Source organism: Terriglobus albidus, from assembly GCF_025685425.1.
In the GTDB taxonomy this organism is placed as follows: domain Bacteria; phylum Acidobacteriota; class Terriglobia; order Terriglobales; family Acidobacteriaceae; genus Terriglobus; species Terriglobus albidus.
This window is the reverse complement of sequence record NZ_JAGTAS010000048.1, coordinates 79,461-100,455: the sequence shown is the minus strand read 5'-3', so window position 1 is coordinate 100,455 and position 20,995 is coordinate 79,461. Positions and strand designations below refer to the sequence as shown.

The 20,995-nt window shown below is 59.0% G+C and carries 11 protein-coding genes and 1 tRNA gene; 2 read left to right on the top strand and 10 right to left on the bottom strand.

The window, feature by feature from the left end; genetic code table 11:
- Positions 1-162 precede the first annotated feature (162 nt).
- On the bottom strand, positions 163-726 hold the full coding sequence (locus OHL21_RS08440) for a peroxiredoxin family protein (RefSeq protein ID WP_263416814.1): 564 nt from the start codon (positions 724-726) through the stop codon (positions 163-165).
- 140 nt (positions 727-866) lie between these two features.
- On the opposite strand from OHL21_RS08440, the gene OHL21_RS08435 reads away from it, so the two are divergent.
- Entirely contained in the window at positions 867-1,595 is a 729-nt protein-coding gene (locus OHL21_RS08435; RefSeq protein WP_263416813.1) for a hypothetical protein, read from the top strand.
- A 50-nt stretch (positions 1,596-1,645) separates the two neighbouring features.
- Here OHL21_RS08435 and OHL21_RS08430 read toward each other — a convergent pair whose 3' ends face one another.
- From OHL21_RS08430 to OHL21_RS08400, 7 genes are all read right to left on the bottom strand, one after another.
- A complete protein-coding gene (locus OHL21_RS08430; RefSeq protein ID WP_263416812.1) occupies positions 1,646-2,890 on the bottom strand; it encodes an MFS transporter in 1,245 nt (414 codons plus the stop codon).
- 34 nt (positions 2,891-2,924) lie between these two features.
- Positions 2,925-3,839: a tetratricopeptide repeat protein gene (locus OHL21_RS08425; RefSeq protein ID WP_263416811.1), complete on the bottom strand. Its 915-nt coding sequence runs from the start codon at positions 3,837-3,839 to the stop codon at positions 2,925-2,927.
- Positions 3,840-4,159: 320 nt separating this feature from the next.
- Entirely contained in the window at positions 4,160-5,641 is a 1,482-nt protein-coding gene (locus tag OHL21_RS08420; RefSeq protein ID WP_263416810.1) for a glycoside hydrolase family 55 protein, read from the bottom strand.
- A 213-nt stretch (positions 5,642-5,854) separates the two neighbouring features.
- Positions 5,855-5,930, bottom strand: a tRNA-Thr gene (locus tag OHL21_RS08415).
- Positions 5,931-6,275: 345 nt separating this feature from the next.
- Entirely contained in the window at positions 6,276-7,415 is a 1,140-nt protein-coding gene (locus OHL21_RS08410; protein ID WP_263416809.1) for a DUF6599 family protein, read from the bottom strand.
- Between the two features lie 305 nt (positions 7,416-7,720).
- Positions 7,721-10,273 (bottom strand): amylo-alpha-1,6-glucosidase, encoded by a 2,553-nt coding sequence (locus tag OHL21_RS08405; protein WP_263416808.1) that lies wholly within the window; start codon positions 10,271-10,273, stop codon positions 7,721-7,723.
- Positions 10,274-10,443: 170 nt separating this feature from the next.
- Positions 10,444-13,941: a TonB-dependent receptor gene (locus OHL21_RS08400; protein WP_263416807.1), complete on the bottom strand. Its 3,498-nt coding sequence runs from the start codon at positions 13,939-13,941 to the stop codon at positions 10,444-10,446.
- Positions 13,942-14,099: 158 nt separating this feature from the next.
- Here OHL21_RS08400 and OHL21_RS08395 point away from each other — a divergent pair, with 158 nt between their 5' ends.
- Complete coding sequence (locus OHL21_RS08395) at positions 14,100-15,293, top strand: hypothetical protein (RefSeq protein ID WP_263416806.1); 1,194 nt, start codon at positions 14,100-14,102, stop codon at positions 15,291-15,293.
- Positions 15,294-15,653: 360 nt separating this feature from the next.
- Here the strand turns inward: OHL21_RS08395 and OHL21_RS08390 are convergent, their stop codons facing one another.
- Entirely contained in the window at positions 15,654-17,924 is a 2,271-nt protein-coding gene (locus OHL21_RS08390) for an N-acetylmuramoyl-L-alanine amidase (RefSeq protein WP_263416805.1), read from the bottom strand.
- Between the two features lie 327 nt (positions 17,925-18,251).
- Complete coding sequence (alaS, locus tag OHL21_RS08385; RefSeq protein WP_263416804.1) at positions 18,252-20,930, bottom strand: alanine--tRNA ligase; 2,679 nt, start codon at positions 20,928-20,930, stop codon at positions 18,252-18,254.
- Positions 20,931-20,995: the final 65 nt, after the last annotated feature.

Genomic DNA, 20,995 nt, shown 5'->3' with positions numbered 1-20,995 from the left:
CCCCATCCATCGCAACGCGATGGGTGGGTAAGGAAGTCACTACTTCACAACAAGACACAGAATCAAAGCGCTGAAGGCGCGTTCTATACCAGCCTGGGGCAACGCCCCAGGTCTCAGACACGAGAAAGACAGAGGGCTGAAGTCCCGATCTATAATTCTGCGCTACTCCGCAAGAAGGCGCTTGATGTTGGCTTCAACATCCTCTTTGCTTACGATCCCGATATAGGTCGCCGCAATGCGTCCTGACTTATCGATCAGGTATGTCGCCGGATACAAAGCGAAGCCGAAAGACTTGATGACAGCGTCGTTGCCCATCACGATTGGGTAGTTGACGTGATTGCTGCGAACAAACGGCCGCACCTTTCCCCACGCCTCATGCTCACTCTTCAGCCCTTCATAGGGGATGTCTGCCGAGATGCCGAGCGCGGTGAAGCCTTTATTTTCGTATGCGTGCTGAATTTCGATGAAAGACGGAATCTCCAGAACGCAGCCGCCGCACTCTGTTGCCCAGAAGTTCACCAGAACAACCTTTCCACGAAAGTCCGCGATCTGAACCTTCTTTCCATTCGAGTTTGAAAGATGAAAGATCGGAGCCGCCTTTCGGTTGGCGGTGGCTACAAGAACGGCGTGAACATTCCTTTGACCGTAGGCGGGTGGCAGCAGGGTGAGACTGAAAGCACACGTAGTAAGAAGAACGAGTCCAACTCTGCGGCGAACGTTCAGCATGACCAAACCTTTCTTTTCAAAGGGCGGAATTTGAAAACATTGCTATTATGATGCCTTGCCTGGTGGGGAACCGGTCTACGGACCATCCGACAAATATTTATCTCGAGTTGCGATCCCAAGACAATGAGGAGGGATGCTGAATGCCACTCGTTGACAAGCTAAAGCCTGGGCTCTGTCTGGGATTAGCCCTGCTCCTTTCAGCTCACTGGAGCGTTGCGCAGAAGACCTTGCAGCTGGTGAGCGGGCAGCAGATCCGGGAGGGAGTTGCTGCTCTGCCCCGCATTGCAGCTCCGAATATCGCCGAGGCAAAGATCAATGCCGCACTCGATCGGCAAGACCTCTGGGTCAGGAAAGCCGCAGAAGCGTGCAGTGGACCGGGCATGTTCTGGAAACGAGTGGTTACGGTTACCAAAAGCGGTCCCGCCTTGCTGAGCGTGCTCGTCTCAGACAGCGCTGACTGTGGTGGAGTTCATCCTTTTGATGAGACCTTTCCATTGGTCTACGATCTGCGGACTGGTGACGCCGTGAGATGGGACAAAGTCTTTCCCAAGGGAAAGGCGGAAGAAGTCAGCACATCTTCGAGCGATGGCATGCCATGGATCACCGTTCGATCGAAACATCTTCAGGCTCTTTATGTGGCCAGTTACAAAGGCACTCGCGATTGCGGCATAGAAATCGTAGCTGGAGAGACAGAGTTTCATCTCTATCCGGATGAGAACGCAAATGGGCTGAAAATTTTTCCTGCAGCCTTGCCACAAGTGGCTCACCCATGTGCCACCGCGTTCACGCTGCGTGCAAAAGAACTCCAGGCTCTTGGGGTTTCGCAACAGTGGCAGGACGCGATCCTTCGTCAGTATGGGAAGCCGTAAACAATCGACTTCTGCTGATTCACGAGATAACACCAACGGAAACTGTCTTCCTAAACTTCCAGCACGCGTTCTTCCTCAACTGGGATGTGATCCACCGAGCAAGCGCCCTTTTGTCCGGTAGCGTGCACGATGGCGGCAACGCTGAGCAGGGCTAGCGCCAGCATGCAGACGCCGTTCCACTGCCAGTGCACCCAGGCGAAGGTCACCAGGGCTGAGCCGACGGCTGCGCCCGTGAAGTACACCGTCATGTAGACCGTGTTCAGCCGGCTGCGAGCTGAGGCGTCGAGACCGAAGATGCGGGTCTGATTGGCGATCTGCGACATCTGCGCGCCCATATCGAGGACGATGACCCCAATCACCATAGCGCCCACATGAGCCGCCATAGGCATGTGCAGGCGGTCCTGCACCCACAGCCAGACAAAGCTGGCCGCAAGCGTTACCAGAGCCCAGGAGAGAACGTAGCGAGGTCCGTGACGGTCAGCCATGCGTCCGGCAAGCGGAGCGACGACCGCCCCGGCAGCTCCCACAACACCGAAGGTACCGGCGACGCCGGCTCCAAGGCCATAGCGAGTCCCGAGAAAGAAGGCCAGTGTGGTCCAGAAGCAGGAGAAGGAGGCAAAGATGAGTGCGCCCATCGCAGCCGACTCGCGCAGCAGCCGCTGGCTCGACCACAGAGTCCACAAGGAACGAATGGCGTCACCATAGCTGAGCTTATGCTTTGGCGGCAGAGCCGGCATGGTGCGCCGCAGCATAGGAACGAAGCTGAGATTGATCACCGCGGCAACGACGAAGACGGTTCTCCAGCCCGCAGCGGCGCCGAAGTGAATCCGGCTGACCCAGCCGGAGAAGGTGCGGGCCAGAAGCACGCCCAGCAGCAGGCCGGTCATTACCGTACCGATCGCGCGGCCGCGCTCTTCGTCGCTGGCGAGGTCGGGGGCAATGGGCAACACGATGTGCGTTACGGACGCCAGCAGGCCCACCAGAGCGCTGGCAGCAATGAGCCATGGCAGCGATTGGGCCGCCGCCGTCAGAAGCAGCGCGATGGAGACGGCGGCGTACATGCGGAGCATGAGGCCACGACGCTCCTTCAGGTCTCCCATGGGGACAAAAGCCAGCATGCCCAGCGCGTAGCCCACTTGCGTCGCTACGGCGACGTATCCGGTGGCTCCGCTGGTGGCGCCGAAGGTATGACCCATCTCCACCAACAGCGGCTGGTTGTAATAAATGCTGGACACGCCCACAGCGCAGGCAAGACCAAGAAATGGCAGTGGGGTGTGCTTTTGGGCCTTACTCATGTGGTCCTACCACTGATTGTAGGCCCTTTGCGAACTATTTGCTTGCGTGACGTTTCACGATGGCCAGCTTTTCACCGGCCAGGATGCGTCTGGCCTGGCTCCGGGCGTGTGTGGCCCAGGGCCCGATGGGGTCCAGGCGGACATAGGCAAGCCAATGGGGCAGCGCCCGGCGGCGCTCTCCGCAGCGCTCGTAGGTCAGCGCCAGGTTGTAATGGGCGTCGGCATAGGAGGGTGACAGGGCGATGGCACGCTTGTAGGCCTCAATGGCCTCAGGAAGCCGCTGCAGCTCGTCCAGCACGTTGCCAAGGTCGAAGAAAGCCAACGCGTAGCTGGGGTCAGCAATCGTTGCGCGACGGTAGAGCTGCTCGGCTCGGCCATACAGCTTCTGGTTGTAGTAGATGGTGCCGAGGTTGATGCAGCCTGGAGCGTGATTGGGATCGAGCTCCAGCAGGTCAAGGTAGAGCTGCTGTGCCTGGCCGACAGTCGCGGCGTGCTCTTCCAGTTGCACCGCTTGCAGGAACATCTCCTGCACGTGCATCGCCTTGTCGATGGCAGCTTCATGCGCGTGCACCACGGCAAGCGGCCGGGAAGTCTGCGGATCGAAGTCGAAGAGAAGCTGCTGCGCGACAGGATCGACCAGAGCACCGGAGTGACGGAAGACCAGACGGGAGCCGCGGCGGGCAATGGAAGCTGCCTCAACCAGCGGATTGGTCATGCCTGAGACCCGCTGCATGGCATCGATGCCGGCACGGATGGAACGGGATGAGATACGTGAGGCGCTGAGGTCGCGCAGACGCCGCAACCGCACCAGATCTTCAAAGCTGTAGCTTTCTTTGACGGCCGAGAGGCCAGCACGCTCCCACCCGGCCAGTTGCCGGGGATGGAGCCGCAGAATACGAAGCACATCCTGACGGCTGTAGCTATCGCTTGGGGTGATCTCGGTCGACACCGTCTCCTCTTGTGCCGAGTATGCTTCGCAAACAAGCTGTAATCAAGAGGGTTAGCGGGTTCTACGGAAGAAATCAGTGGAATTCTCGTACCAAATCTGATACTAAAGTTCGCCCGTGTCGTCAGTGAAGCCCAAAGCGACGAGGCAGGGAGCAATAAGAATCACGAGAAAAAGGATGGCAATGAAGACGTCATGCATGGAGAACATATCCTAACCATCGACAGAAATGCGGTTAGGGAGAGACATGAGCACAGAGTTGTCCATTACCTATGGGCTTGATCCAGGGTCTTCGTCAGCGCACGGCGGCGGTACGGAAGGGGCTACCATCCAGCCGGCAACTCATTGTTGCTGTTGTTCCCCGTTTTATAGACCGCCTGACCCGACTTTGAGGTGCGGCAGGAGGTGTCTTCTGCCGAGACGGCATTGGTGCCCTCAAGCGAAAGACAGTAATTCTGGGTGCGGCTGGGCTGGTCATCCCATACCTGCACGTTCCGGATTCGCGCGTTGCGCACCCCATTGCCCGTGTTCCTGGCAAGACGGATGGCGCTGATGTCCGCGCCCGCTCCCGGCTGCTGTACATTGTCATAGTACTGACCGCCGACGATCTCGAGCGTGTCGGTATCTTCAATGGCCGCGCCGTCCAGCTTATTGTGGTGGGCGATCGTATCAACCAATTTGACATCGCTGCTTTGGGAGATATTGAAACCGACTCCATTGGCCTGCGAGGTCGCCCTCGTAACAGTAATGCGGACACCCTTGCTGACTTTAAAACCCGCGCGGGTCATGTACTCCATAACGTCGCCGGTGCTCGTGATATCGGTGGCCTGCGATTCGCCATTCGACTGCACGACCCAGCCATCCGTCGTACCTCGACCATAATTGCCGATACTGGTCACATGGGAGGCACTTCGCAGGTAGTACGCGGTGTTACCCCGGGCAACATCACTGGTCACCCGGTTATTACACAACGTTCCGCCCACGACGCCGACGCTGATCTCAATACCAACATCGGTTACGTTGTGCACCTTGTTGCCACAGACCTTGAAGTCGGTGAAAGTATAGCCGTGATCATTCCAGAGGAAGATGCCGTCCTGCTGGGAAGTTGTCTCGATCTGGTTATCTTCGATGTAACAGCCACGCGAGTCGCCGTTGAATGTCTCGCATTTGATCGCATTGGCGAAGGTATCAGTAACAAGGTGACGCCGTGCGGTGAAGTTGGTGCATGCGTAGCACATGATGCCGTTGCCGGCGGAGACGATGCGCAGATCGCTGGTGCTGATATTCGAGGCATTATCGAAGAAGATCGCAGAAGTCCCGCCGCTTTGATGATTCCCATCCAGCGTGCCCTTGCCGCTGACCGTAATATTCGACACCTCATGGCCCTGGAGAAGTCCTGTAAGCGGTGCATAGGTAGCCGCCTTCAGCTTCATGGCGCCATCTACCTGGATCGTACGGTTGCTGGGAACATTGATCGGGCCGCTAAGCACAGTCTTTCCGGACGGGATGCGAATCTTCTGTGATCTCGAAAGCACTGTCTGAATCGCAGCGGTATCATCCGTAACGCCATCGCATACTGCCCCATGTTCGCAGACATCCACTATCTGTCCGGTCGACATCTGGCCTCGGACCATCAACGTCCCGGACATCACTGGGATAAGAAGTAGAGCCAGAATGTGGCAAAAAAACCACATCCGCGGTTTCGCGGTAATACGCTGATAGGTCGGGCCGTCGCCGGTCGCACTTAGAGCATTTTCCCTGTAGGTGTAGTCCAGAGCTTCCGCATCTATGGACGTTTTCCGCACTGAAAACGCCGCTGCACGACCCTTCCGGGATACCCGGCAACAGGGAAAATGCTCTCGCATGCCTTATCACCTCTTCCGAGTTCGCATAACCGGTCGTTCGTGGAGAGGGCATCGCGTACAAAAGAAAAAGCGCGACTGCCCTCAGGACGGTCACACTTTCACACCACATCGGCTCATCGAAACCTTCGAGGCCTGCCTAAATCACAGAATCCATGGAGCCGACGGCCGGACTTGAACCGGCGACCTGCTGATTACGAATCAGCTGCTCTACCAACTGAGCTACGTCGGCGGACTCCTCCGTGATTTTATCGGGGATTGACGCTGCACGCAAAGGCGGCAGAAATGAAAAGGAAGAAGCCGCCCGGCAACAGGGCGGCCTCTTCGTAGGGAGAATAGTTCCAACGGAGGCAAAGCCATCAGAACTTTCTGGCGAAATACTATGGTTCGCCCAAACGGGGTGTCAAGGCAATTTCTGACCGTCCACAAGCCGCTTATTATCAATGAGATAAAGAGTGACCAAACAGTAACCTGGGCCAAAACCTGTTCGCCCTTTGTTCTCCTCAGAAAAGGTAATCTTTTCCGGCGAACCTGCCTGAATTCAGCCCGTTAGATATTTGGCTGCACCAGAAACGGGTCAGTTTTCCCGTTGGAGAGGTGGGGCATCCTGGCGCAGGTCCAGGTGAATGAACTCGGCATCATGCATCGATGAGGCAGGCTTTCCCTGCAGCACGCGAATCAATGCACGGCCTCCACCAAAGAATGCTCCCAGCACCAACGCAGCGAGACCCATGGCAAAGACACCAAGGATGATGTTGACCAGCAGGCGTGCCGCCTTGCTGGCTTCACTGATGTAACCCTCTGGCTTGTTCCAGGTGATGTTGGTCTCATAGTGCACCTGATCAAGAAGCTTCTTGGCCTCTTCCGCAGTGAACTGACCATAGGTGACCGCAACAATGGGACCCGCTCGGCGAACAGCGACAGAGTCTGTTGTGGCTCCTGCCGGTAGATGCTCAAGTAGATCTTTCAGCAGCTCACGCGAGCGATCACCCGCAATCGTTGGCGTGGGATAGTAGATCGCAACGAAGGTGCCATGAGGATATTGCCCTGTGGCGATCTCCGGCGACTTGGAGAAATCTACGATGGAGGGATTCAACTGCCCGCCATCGCGCTGATACGTCGCAGGACCAACGGCATACTTCACGCTCTCCGCACGAAGCCCAGACTTCGGCAGATACGAGAGCAGTCCCGGAGCGCGGCCTGCGGCGCCGCCAAGCTTCGGCAGGCCATTGGTCAATGTCTCCAATGCTTTGTAGTCGGGCTGTGTTTGAAACGATGCAGAGACCAGCGTTGGTCCGCTCCAGAAGAGGACCTCGTTTCCCTTCACCTCAGACTCATTTCCAACCTTTACCGGAGTGGCATGCGTGTCCGCCTGACGCAGCGAAGCGAAGGCAGCATAAGCACCGGTCGCATCCATATACTGCGTCGCAACGATCGAGAGCTGATTGTTTCCGGAGGTGTAAACACCTGCCTGCGACCGCTTTACGCCCAGCTCTTTGTTGATGACGTCGTTAAAGCCTGTATCGGTGACAGCGGGCTTCTGATCAGTGAGCGTCCATGCCCCGAGCGACTGCGGAAGCAGCGGCGCCGGGGGCAGCTGTACTGTGGTCGATGGCTTCTGAGCTTGGCTCGTTCCCGGAGCTGCCGGCTGCTGGGCAAACACACCTGCTCCCAGAGCAACACTGAGAAGAACCGCGGAAAAGCAACGCCTGATCACACTTGTGAGACTACCATCCGACCGCCAATGGAAGCACGCCGCAGCTTGCATGAAGAAATAGACAACGCCGGGGTCGATTTAGTTCCCGCGACGGCTTGGGAGTGAGCCGGCCTGTGTGGGAAATCTTTTCGATGGTGTAACGACCCTGGCGACTTTGATGCTGCAGTAGATCAGTGGAATTGGTGGGAGCCGCGGGCTTCAGCCTGGCTGAAGCCCGCGGCTCCCACCCGGTCGAGCTCCACTCGAACCCATGCCCCGAGGGACATGGGGCACTCCGTGCATGGGCTATCTCTAATTCATCACTCCTACCAAGTTAGCGTCACCGTCTTGGAAATGTACTTTGGAGTGGATTGCGGCGTTCCTTCGAACGAAAGCTGCAATACATCATCGCGAAGATCTCCGCCGGCCGCGTGCAGCACAAGTTTCTGCTTGCTGTTTGTGCGCACCTTTAATCGTTGTGTCGCTCCTGCAGGTGCTTCCAGTGTGAGCGTCAGACGGCGATTCGTCACTTGCTGATCGATGACCTTCAGCTCCGAGGTCTCCTCGCCTTCACGCGGTTGCATAAGAGGAAGAGCGACTTCGACCGCTGGCAACGGCAGGCGAAGTACATGGTGCGTTGACGGGTTCTGTGGAGCCGAGGGCGTTTCAGAGCCTGCAACCAGTGTGAGCACCGTCGGCTTCTCTGAAGTGGCTTCCACCTCAAGCGAGCCATCCATACGCCGCATACTAACCGTATAGAACTCATCGCCGACTCGTACATTGTTCAACGTAACCTCATTCCAGTCCGCCGGGAGTTGGGGATGGACGTAAAGGACATGCCGCTGCGCATCCCCTTCAATCCCAAAGAGACCGCGGATGGCGGGCGAGAGCACCATCGCCGACGACCACAGCTGGTGCGAGCTGCTGCGCCCCAGCGGCTGATAGAACTTGCCCGACAACACCTCAGTGACGAAGCCGGGATCCTGCAGCCAGGTGAGTTGCATGTTCTGGCGCAGATGCTCGATCGCCGCAAGACTATGTCCGGAACGGAACTCCGCCATGCTGACCCAACCGGTATAGAGCGGCCACACCGAACCGTGGTGATAGCTGATGGGATCGTAAATCGCCGCGGAACTCGCCACCGAACGCGTTCCCCAGTCCGTGCTGAACTGCGAGCCGGCCCACGCGGCAAACATCGGATTCGCATCCGGCAAACTCAGCTGGCCAGTCCACCAGGCAACACTGGAAAAGATCGACGGCACACGTTCGTATGCGCCATCGGCATCGCGACTGAATGCATACATGCCGTCGCTGCCGCGGAATTCCTTGAGGAGTGTGGCGATCAACTTTGCTGTGCTTGCCGCGGAGGATGAAAGTTCGGCATCCTTCATCAGCGTTGCCAGTCGCGACATCGCCTCGCTGCTCTGCTGGTCGAGAGCCACCAGGTAGATCTCCTGATGAGGCAGCTTCGGCAACCACTCTTCCACCCAGCCTGTTCCCTGTGAGTTGTCGAAGGCTCCCGCAGTCGTGTGAGCGCGTGTAAACGCATAGGCTCGCTTCACATTGTCCCAATGCGCCCTCAGGAACGCGACGTCGCCAGTAGTGCGGACATAGTCTTCCATCTGCATGACGAACAGCGGCGTCGCATCGGCGGAGGCGTACAAATATGGCAGCTTTGTCCACTCCACGGCGTCGGCCGTCTGCGAGTACTCGTGCATCATCTTGCCGTCCTCGCGTTGATGCGAGATGAGAAACTCGAGTGCCTGGCGGCTGAGCGTGAAGTCTCCATAGCTGTTTACGGCATAGAGCGTCCACAGTGTGTCGCGGCCGAAGAACCAGCCGAAACCGGGACGGGCTGAATCACCGGAGGTGTACCATCCGCCCGCAAGACCTGCTCCATCGCTGCGCGCGATCTTCGACTGCTCGATCGCGACTTCGGCCCATTGCAACGCTTCATCGAAATGCTTGTCCGGCGTATGCGCGGTCAGCCGCCGATCGAAGAAATGAGCAAAGTAATCTGCCGTGGATCGATAGAGATCCTGAACGTGATCGCCGGCAGCAAAGGTCTTTTCCAGCAGTGCGCGCCTGTCTTGCGGCGTGGCACTCGACAGATCTGCGACCGAACAAAGCAGTGGATAGAAGTGCGCATCGTCCTTCGCCGGATCGTAGGTAAAAGTAAAGGTTAGCGGTGTGGTCTGTGGGCGCTCCTGGTAGGGACGGATATCGCCGTGTGCCGCCTGCGGCATCGCGATGGCGCCGAAGAAGGCAGGGTTGTCCGTCTCCAGCAGGTAGGCTCCGCCGGTGCCTGCGGGGATCCAGCTACCGTTCGGACGGCCGAAGTTAGGCGCGGGCCACTGACGTTCGAGGCTTGGATCGAGTGAGAGCGTAATGGCCGCGGGGCGCGATGCATGCACCTCAAAGAGAACCATCGCCGTCGCCAAACCAGCCGGCTGTCCACGCGGAACGAACATGTGCTGCTTCACCGTAATCGCAGCATGCGAGTAAGTAATAGTCGTGTGGTCCGGACGGACCTCGACCTCCGCCGCCTGCGCATTCAGATCGATGAGCGCGGGATAGCCCTCAAGCCGCGCCGAGAGCTTCGCGTTGTGAAAGATCTTCACGGGAAGCAGCCACAGCTCAAAGCTTCCATCCTGTTGGCCGAGAATAGCTCCGCGCTCTCCCGTTACAGAAAAGGGCTGATTGGCGCGGGCATGACGATAGATGACGAGTGGATTCGCATTGAGGGAAAACGCATCGACAGCATGAAATTCACGCTGCTGATAAGCGCGGTCGAGCGGAAGCGATTGCGCGCATGCGCTCGCCAGAGAGAGAAGATACAGAGCAGCAAGAGCAACAGGCAGACGCAGTATGCGTGGCATAACGAAACGCATGAGACCTCAGGTGTTGATGGGAGGACCTGCCGTCACAGGTGTTGAAGAGCGGGTCCTTCGCGATGCTCAGGATGACATCATTTTGTTACGGATTCCAAAACATCTCACGAGTAAGTGGGCGTGAAGACCGATACCGGTCCTCACGCCCCGCCTGCAAGCTAGAACTGCAGACGTGCCGCAAACTGCAGACGGCGCATCGTGCTGTTGGGTTCGAGAGAGGTAATAGTACCGGCAGTCGACTGTGTGGACAGTGAGCAGTCGATGCAACGCCCATAGGTTGCGGTGGGGATATCCAGGGCCGCGTGGTTGAAGACGTTGAAGGCCTGGAACTGGAACTGCCCCTTTACACGCTCGGTGATCGGGAAGTCCTTGATCAACGAGGCATCCGCGAAGAAGTCACGGGGGCCAACCATCGAGAGACGGCCGATGTTGCCGAACTGACCGACCTGAGGGCGGCTGAACGGACCGGAGACAGCTCCATTGGTTGCAAGCGCGGCCACCGGTGTGAAGTAACGGCGGGAGTGACTCGACGTATCGAACGAGCCGACCGACCGCGGGAAGGCAGACGCATTGCCGTTCGGACGGCAGAGGCTCGTCGTTCCCGGGCTGGCGAAGCCGGTGTCAAGATCCTGATCTGACGCGCACTCCGCATAGGTGGGCGTAAATGGACGTCCGCTCTCCCACGTGCTCTGCCCGGAGAGAGACCATCCGCCGATCACGTAATCGACCGGTTTGCTCACCGTGGAGAAGAGCATGCGGTTCCTGCCAAAGGGCAGCTCATACACGCCGCTCAGCACAAAAATGTGTTCGCGGTTGGTGTCGTTGCGGCCCCATGAGGCACGCTTGTACCGCGCAAAGGCGGCGTCGTTGGCATAGTTCATGGCCCTCGACCAGGTGTAGTTAGCGTTGAAAGACAGACCATTCGACATACGCTGCGTCACCTTGGTCTGCAGTGCGTTGTAGATGGCGCGGCCGTTCGCCTGTGCGCTGGTCATACCGCTGGAGCAGCAGGTTACGACCTGGCCCTGGTACACACCGGAGAACCGGTTGTAGTAGGGACGGCGTACCGTGTTGCCGGCAGCAAGCTCTGCCGCCGAGTTTGGCAGGCGTGGACTGTTCAGGTCGTAGCCGAAGGTCTCACCGGGATAAACACGATCGCCGATGTTGCCGACGTATGCGATCTCAGCCGTGGTCTTGCTGCCAAACTGCTGCTGGATGGCGACGTTGTACTGGAAGACCCGTGGCAGCGTGATGCGATCGCCACGAAACTCCTGCGCGTACTTATCCTGGAACGGAATGATGCCGTTCGTCGGAATGGTGAACGCAGAGGGTCGCGTCGGCGGCGCAGCCAGCGAAGCGGCATACTGATTGGCGGCGTAGTTGCCGGTACGATTGACATCTTCATTGCCCTGCACCGGCAGGTTGTGCGAGAGCACGCTGCCGAAGAGGGTTCCGAAGTAACCGACGGTGTCATACGTCATGCCCGCACCCGCACGAATGACGGTGTTGGGATGAAGCTGATAGGCGATGCCGAGACGGCCCGCCAGATTGGTGTAGTCCATACGCTGGTTTCCATTGGTGCCGATGCCGTTTGCACCCGCAACACGGATGCCGCCGGCCTCGAGCGAAGCAAAGCCGCCGTGTCCCAGTCCGTTGACCGCTTCGGGGAAGATGAGATCCCAGCGGACGCCGTAGTTCACCGTCAGCTTCGGCGTGACACGCCAGTTGTCCTGCGCATAGAAGGCAAGACGCTTCTGATAGCTGTACTGATCGTTGATAAAGACATCGAAGCGCTGGAAGCGCGCTGCATAACCGACGAGGAACGAAGCGACATCACTCCCGCCGGAGCCATTCAGCCCCGTCGATGAGTTATCAAAAACAAACTGGCCGCTGCGGTTGAAATCGCTGGCGTTACGGACGTTCTTCGCATAACGCAGGTCGGCGCCGAAGCGGATGGTGTGGTTGCCGCGGGTCTTGGTCCAGTTATTCACAAGCTGGAAGACCTGCTCGCTCTGCAGCAGCGGGCAGTTGCAGCCCTGGTTGCCCAGGCCGCTGAAGCCGCCCTGGTTGAAGTTGAAGGTCGGAGCTCCGCCGGTATCAGCCGCAACATTCAGATTGGGGATACCGAGCGCGTCCGCAGAGACCTGGCCGGGATACTTGCTCTCGGCAACGTGATAGCTGAGGAAGCCGAAGCGAAGGTCAGTCGCGAGCGAAGGCGAGAGCGCCCAGTCGAGACCCGCGGTCGCGCTCTGATTCTGCGTGTTGGTAAGGCCGCTGGTGTTCTGCAGACCAAAGCCCTGTCCACCGGCGGCGCCGAAGACCGGTACGCCAGTCAGGCGGAAGAGAGCGTAATCATAGCGGCCGAAGAGATGCAGGTTCTGGGTTGCCTGGTGATCCAGACGAACGTCCGCCTGATCTCCATTGAGAACACCGTTACCACTGGCGACATAATTGTTCGCGGTCGAGGTACCGTTGGCGTTGGGGGCAGGGATAAGGCGCAGCAGATTCACTGCCTGTGTAGAGAGCGCGCTTACCGGAATCTGTCCTGGCGTGCTGCTGTACGGAGTCTTGGTGACAGGGTTATAGAGCACCTGGCTCGTGTACTGTGAAAGGTTGCAGTTCCCGCTCGATGCAAGGCAGGTGGAGCGCAGTAACGCCGTAGGCACGTTCTGCTGCACCGTGCTGCCGAGCCGCTGACGCAGGCCCTGATAGTCGAGGAAGAAGAATGCCTTGTCCTTAATAATGGGGCCGCTGAGGGCTCCGCCGAACTGGCTATAGAGCTCACTGGGGACAAAGCGCTTGCTGACAGGATCGGCCTGGTACTGCGTGAATGGGTTGCGAGCATAGAAGTAGTCGCTGTGACGGAAGAAGAAGGCATCGCCATGAAGGTCGTTGCCGCCCGACTTGGTCGTGACGTTGACGATACCGCCGGCAGCGCCGCCGAACTCAGCATCGTAGTTCTGCGTGATGACCTTGGTCTCCGCAATGGAGTCGAGCGTGGGGTTAATCACGATGATTCCCAGGACGGGATCGCGGTTGTCGGTACCGTCGAGGATGAAACCCTGCTCGCCATAGTTGGAGCCGTTGGAGTTAAGAGCGATGCCGCCCTGCGGATTCTCCGGGCCGGCGATGTTGAAGCTGGAGTGTTGCACGCCCGGGGTCAGCAGCAGGAAGTTCGTGAAGTTCCGGGTGAAGTTGGGTACATTTGCGATCGTGGTCTGATCGAGCACCGTTGCAACATCCGCTTTATCTGTCTTCAGGGCGGGAGCTTCGGTGGTGACATTGATGGTCGTGGCCGCAGCCTGCAGGCCGACGGTGAGGTCGACCTTCTGAGCGTTGTCGGCGTGGACGTCGACGGGCTGCGATTCGGTCGGAGAGAAGTTGGGAGCCTCGACCTTGACCTTGTATGTATCGGGGATCAGGCGATCGACCCTCCAGCCACCGTCGGGCCCAGAGGTCACGACCTGCTGCGTTCCCTTCTGAATGTCTGTCACGGTCACTGTGGCTCCAGGAATGGCGGCACCGGTCGCGTCGAGTACGTTGCCGTACAGGGATCCGTAGAGTGCCTGGGCAGAGAGCTGCGCCGCGCCGGCGATCAAAAAGACCAGTGCGAGCAGACAGTAGCCCACGAGGGATACACGTCGTTGCTTCTTCATTGTGTTTACTCCTGCATGGTGGAAACCATGCGCCGTCTCTTGTCGGGACGTCGTGTTGGATGCCTCAGCTTTGCATGCGGGCTATCCCGTGACACAGGTTGGCAGGCCGCTTTACGGTCAATTGACTGTGCTTCACGGGAGTAAACTGTTGATTGGAAATGAAGTTCAGCCCGGAAGAGATCGAACAGTACCGGAGCGTCACGGAGCGGGTTTCAAACGGTTCTCAGCTGACCGCTTCACCGAAGCTCAGGGAGTTCCTGAACTACATCGTGGACTGCGCTTTGCGCGAATGCCCGGAAGAGGCCTCAGAACAACAGATTGGAGTCAATGTCTTCGGCCGCAAGCCGGGTTACAACTCCAGTGAGGACTCGATCGTACGATCGCAAGCGCGGCTGCTGCGGCAGAAACTCGCCTCCTTTTTTAAGGAGGAAGGTGCGTCGGAGCCCATCACTATCGAGATCCCGAAGGGCCACTACCTGCCTGTCTTCAAGAAGCGCTCGACCGGCGATGCCAGTCTTCCCGCAATGACATCCGCTCTCTCACTTCCAACCGTCACGGCTCCCGAAAGTCGAGGGCGGATATCGCTCGGCGTTATCTTCATTCTGGTGGCTCTGGCTACGGGCCTGGTGCTTGGCTATGCTCTGCCGCGCCGCGGGATTGCGTCTGCGCAGTTACGTGATCCGCTTTGGGCTCCATTTTTAAATCAGGATCAGCCACCGCTGGTGATCTACAGCAATCCCATCTTTCGTGGCGCTCCTTTGAAGGAGGGGCTGCGGCTGCTTCCCCCCGGCACGGCCAGTGATGCGCCAGAAGACGACACCTATACCGGCACGGGAGAGGCGCAGGCTATCTACACCCTGACGCGTTTCTTCGATCGCGCGAATCGTGACTTCGTGCTGAAGCGCAGCAGACTGGTGACGTGGGATGACGCGAAGTCGCGCAATCTTGTCTTTCTGGGAGCTGCCACACAGAACACGGCGCTGGCGGAACTGCCAAGGGCGACTCAGTTTGTGATCCGGCTGGATAGCAACGCTCATGGCTATGTGAGCAATGAACATCCGCTTGCCGGGGAGCCACACGAGTTCGTCACCGATGGAAGCGATGAGTATGCGATTGTCGCACTGCTACCCGGTCTTGAACCGTCGACCCGTATCCTTGCTTTCACAGGATTGACAACGGTCGGCACACAGTCCGCCGTGGAGTTCGCACTCGATCCGATACATCGCGCCGATCTGGCAAAACGCGCGGGGCTGGACCATAACCTGGCTCGTCCATTCGAAGCATTGCTACGAGTGCATGTAAGACGGAACGTTGGTCTTGATGCAGAGATCGTCGCATTTCATACGCGGTAGCTAACTCTTTTTTTGTTTCTCATTTCGTAGCGACCGCAGGGAGCGAAGAAATCTGCTTCTCTAAGGATCTGGCCTAGGATGTATCGACAAATGCAAATGATCTACGACCAGGCCAGCAGGTCTAAAACGGGTGGGAGTAGCGGGCTTCAGCCCGCTGATAAAGGCATAAAAATAAACGGGCTTTAGCCCATTTCTATGTTGAGTCGATAGACCGCGGGCTGAAAGCCCACGGCTCCCACCTTATTCGAGCTTCGCTCGAATATCCCACCCATCGCGTATCGGGGTCCCCGACGAACTCGTTCGTTGGGGTGATTTGCGATGGGTGAGGCACCCCGTGCATGGGTTCTCGATTGAGATGTCTTAGTTTCCGGTGGCCTTCGGCCCGCCGCCATTCGCGTCAGCCAGCTTCATGCCGCTAAGACCGCTCGTATAACGGGCAACACCTTTATAGATGGACTCGGCGATGCGCTCGCGGTAGTCCGGCTGGCGGAGCTGTGAGGCATCTCTAGGGTTAGTCACGAACGAGATCTCGGTGAGGATAGAGGGCATATTCGCGCCGATAAGGACGACAAACGGAGCCTTCTTGATGCCGCGGTTCTTCAGGCCGTCGTTACCCTTCTGCAGGCCGCTATAGAGCGACTGTTCGACATCGAAGGCGAACTCGCGCGACTCTTCGATCTTGTCCTTCAACGTGATCTTCTTCACCAGGTCACTCAACTGCGAGATCGACTGATTGGAGACCGCGTTCTCGCGAGCGGCGACCTCCAGCGCATCGGGCTGGGAGGTGAAGTTCAGATAGTAGGTCTCGACACCGCGGGCGGAGTCGTCGCGTGAGCTATTGGCGTGGATCGAAAGAAAGAGATCTGCCTGTGCTTTGTTGGCGATGGCTGTACGCGTCTCCAGCGGGATGAAGGTATCGTCGGAACGCGTGTAGACGATCTCCGCGCCTAGACGGTCATGCAGCAGCTTGCCCAGACGGAGTGCAACGTCGAGCACAACATCCTTCTCCATCAGTCCGTCGACACCAATGGTGCCGGAGTCGTGACCGCCGTGGCCGGCGTCGATCACGATGCGGCCGATCTTCAAACCGAGCGCACGCACCAGCGAGGTCTCACCCGCAGCCGTCGGTGTGGCGATATGGCCGATGGGCTCGTCCGCGGCGGCGATCTTCTTTCCCTTGCGCTGTTTCTTGTCCGCAGCAGGAGGAGCGGGCAGGTCATTCACAGCAACCTCTACAGGCCGCACGCTTGCGGCGATGGGCTGTGTCGTGGGAGCAGACGTCGCCTTGACTTTGCCGGGCTGTGTGCTGAGATTCGCGACCTCGCGTGTGCTCGCCTGCTTCGTCGCGATCGTGCTGGGCACGGCCGAGACCGGAGCCACACTCTTCTCCGGAGCTGGAGGCAAAGACTGATCTTCGGTAACGGAATCGTTCGCCGGGCGGGAGACGCCTTCGTGATCGTCATTGACGGGCTTAGCCGACTTGTCCGCGACCTTTGCTGTTACGCCTTCGCCCTGCTGCTTCGCAGTAACTTCGGTAGGCTTGTTATTCTTCCCTGCACCGTTCGAACCATGAATATCGATGATGAGCCGATACGGATTCGGCAATAGAAACGCGGAGTATTCGGTGACATTGTTTACGTCGAGCACGACGCGAGTAACGTCGTTCGAGAACTGGGCGATGCGAATCTTCTTCAGGAACCCGTCGTCGGTGACGGTAAAGTTTTTGCCCACCAGATCCTGCGCCAGCCGTGTGCCGTGCAGGTCGAAGAAAATACGTTCGGGATTGGGGACGCGTGCGGCCTCATACTGCACCTCATCGCCGAGATCGATGGCGACGCGCGTGTAGTCGGGCGTGGACCAGTGGCGGATACCGCTGACCTGTGCCAGCGCTCCCTTGTGACGAGGCATAGGTGCGGTCGAGACCGGCTGCAGCTTCTGCGAAGACGTATCAGCCGGAGCACTCGAAGGCATTGGGTCGATCGCCGAACCCGACGCCGCTCCTGAGGTAAGAGGCATTGCCGGTATTCGTGCCAGGTTGCTCTGGCGCGGCTGCGGCATCTCCACCGGGGGCGCTGCTTGAGCTTCTACCGGCTGACGCGGAGCAGGACGATCGCCATGCTTGATAGCGTCGAGACCGGCGCGGGCGTCCTGCGCTTCTGTCGAATGGGGATAGCGCCGCAGCAGCTCGTCATAATGCCGGCGGGCCAGCTTCGCATCGCGGAGATCGTTCTGTGCAATGATGCCTTCGGCCAGAAGCGCCGGGATTCGTAACGATGAACCGGGATACTGCTTGCGTAGGAACTCAAACTGACCGAGCGCGGCCTGGAACGACTTTGGATCATTCAGGCTGCGGCCCTGCTCGGCAAGCAGCTCACCTACAGCAAAGATGGAGCCCGGAGCATGCATGTCGGCGGGATTGGCGTGATAAATAGCGCGATAAGCGTCCATGGCGCGGGAGTAAGCCGCGCGGGTCCGCTGCTGCTCGGGTGTTGCTTCGAGCTGCTCACGTAACTGCTCAGCCTGTTGCCAGGGCGAGACTGTCACCACCTTCCTCCGCACTGCCGCCACCGCCAGCGTAGAGACGCACAGCCCGACAACGATTCCAGAGCGAATTGAGGCAAAGACACGCATGCGGCAGCGCCGGCAAAAGCCGAAACGCTTTCAGTTTACCGACCAGTTAACCCGGAAAACCTGCACAAAAACCGGAGCGTACTTGGGTGGTAAATGGGGTATCGGAGTCGATCCGCTTTTTGTTATTTCGCGTGACAACCCGGTTCGTCCTTCCCTTTTGTCATTTCGCAGTGACCGGGATCCCCAGCCAGCTTGCTGGCTGGGGTGGTTGACCGGAGGGAACGAAGAATCTGCTTCTCTGCCGATATCTCCTGGTACGTAGAAAGCGGTACGCGCGAAACGCGAATGCCCAGATCCCTAAGGGACCTGGGGCACCCGGATTCGTGCCTACCCGAGCAATGCCTTCAGGGTCTCGGTTGCGGAGGAGATGACTCCATCGAGGGCCGCGACATCCGATCCTCCGGCTTCGGCCAGGTCAGGACGTCCCCCGCCTTTGCCGCCGACCTTCGCTGCGAGCGCGCCGACCAGCTTGCCGGCGTGCACCTTGCTGCCGGCAAGATCCTTGGTGGCGCCCACGATCAGGGCTACCTTTCCATCCTCGGTGGCCGTACCCAGCACCACAACACCGGAGCCGATCTGATTCCGCAGGTTGTCGACCAGTTCACGCATCTGGTTGCGGTCGAGCCCCGGCACGCGCTGCGCCAGCAACTTGATGCCGTCGACATCGACGGCCGCATCGCCGGAGACCGCCGAAGCTGCTGACTTCATGCGCGCCTGGTCGAGTTCACGCTTCAGTTTCTTCAGTTCCTCTTCCTGCGCCGCGATCTTCTCGCGGAGCGCTATGCCAGGGTCAGCCGCCGTCGTCGCGCCGACGATCTGCGAAGCCACACGAGCCACATCGAAGTCCTTGCGGAACTCGCTGAGAGCTCCGGTACCGGACACAGCTTCAACACGGCGGACGCCGCTCGAGACCGACCCCTCTCCCACCAGCTTCAGCAAACCGATCTCGCCGGTGGCCGCGGTGTGGATTCCGCCGCAGAGCTCGGTGGAGAAGTCGCCGATCTTGATGACTCGGACGAGGTCACCATACTTCTCGCCGAAGAGAGCCATCGCCTTCAGGTCATTGATGGCCTCGTCGATCGGCACATCTTCGAAGACCTGTACGGGAGTGTTCTTCAGCACCTGATCGTTGACGATGGACTCGATGTGCTCAAGCTCTTCGTCCGCTACCTGCGAGAAGTGCGAGAAATCGAAGCGCAGGCGCTGCGGATTGACCAGCGAACCTGCCTGTTTGACGTGGGTGCCCAGCACCTCGCGCAGCGCGGCGTGCAGCAGGTGCGTGCCGGTGTGGTTGCGGGTAGAGGCAGCCCTGACCTCGCCATTGACGACGGTGTCGACAAAGTCGCCCACCGCGATCGGCTGACGCGCGACCACCTTATGCGCAAAGACGCCCTGCACCGGCTTGGTGCAGCCGGCAACATCGGCAACGACCGAGTTGTGATCGGCAGAGTAGAGCCAGCCGATATCGCCTACCTGGCCACCGGAGTCGGCGTAGAAGCTGGTGGTGTCGAGCACGACCTCACCGGCATCGCCCGGATTCAACACGCTGGCGCCGACGCCATCCTTAACAACGGCCAGAACTTTCGCTCCATCGACGCGCAACAGGCGATATCCCTGGAACTCAGTCTTCGGCAGGTCGCGGAAGACGGGAGCGGCGGTCTTCTGCGAGCCGCCCTTCCAGGAGGCGCGGGCGCGGGCCTGTTCTTCTTCCTTGGCCTTCTCGAAGCCCACAAGATCGAACTCGATGCCGGCGTCGCGAGCGGCGTCCGTCATGAAGTCGAGCGGCATGCCGAAGGTCTCGTACAGACGGAAGGCGAGCGCGCCCGACTTCAGCGTCTCTTCGTTCATCTGCGAGAGACCGAGCTGCAGCGTGCGAGCGAACTGCTGTTCCTCGGCGAGCACTACCTTGGCGACACGATCAGCGGTCTCGTGCAGCTCCGGATAGGCCGTTCCCATCTCATCGCGGACGGCGTAGACCATCTGATGCATGAAGGGCTGTTCCTGGCCGAGCAGACGTCCGTGGCGGATACCGCGGCGCATGATCTTACGCAGCACGTAGCCGCGGCCTTCGTTGGCGGGCAGTACACCATCGCTGATCAGAAAAGTAGCGGCGCGGGCGTGATCGGCAATGATGCGCAGCGAGGCACGTGAGCGGTCGTCGATATCCGAATCCTTCTCGACCTTGTGATGGGTGAGTTGTTCAGCGCGATTAATCAGCGGTGTGAACAGATCCGTCTCGAAGTTCGAGATCTTGCCCTGAAGTACGCATGCAATGCGCTCCAGGCCCATGCCGGTGTCGATGGAGGGCTTCGGCAGCGGCGTCAGCGTGCCGTCAGAGGCGCGGTCAAACTGCATGAAGACCAGGTTCCAGATCTCGACATAGCGCTGCTCGTCCTGTGGGAAGGGAACGTCCACGCCGGGCTGGTCAGCAGCCTCAAGACCGAGGTCGAAGTAGATCTCGCTGCAGGGGCCGCAGGGGCCGGTCTCGCCCATCTGCCAGAAGTTATCCTTGGCGCCCATCTCGAAGATGCGCTCCTTGGGAACGCCGGCCGCAATCCAGAACTGCTCCGCCTCGTCGTCGCGAGGTACCGAACCCTCGCCGGCGAAGATGGTGACGTAGAGCTTGTCCTTAGGGATTCCATACCACTCCGGGCTGGTGAGCAGCTCCCAGGCGTAAGCGATGGCGTCTTTTTTGAAGTAGTCGCCGAAGCTGAAGTTGCCCAGCATCTCGAAGAAGGTGTGGTGGCGGCGGGTGAAGCCGACGTTTTCGAGATCGTTATGCTTGCCGCCGGCGCGGACGCACTTCTGGCTGGTAGTGGCGCGCGAATAGTCACGCTTTTCCGCCCCCAGGAAGACGTCTTTGAACTGGTTCATGCCCGCATTGGTAAACAGCAGCGTTGGGTCATTGGCCGGCACCAGCGACGACGAATGGATGCGGCGATGCTGCTTGGTCTCGAAAAAGCGAAGGAAATCCTCGCGAATCTGGCTTCCGGAACGATATTGCATGACCTGTTAAGTCTAGCAGCGCGGTCCGGTCATTTTGCCGTTGCTTTGCCGCCCGCCGCCTGCAA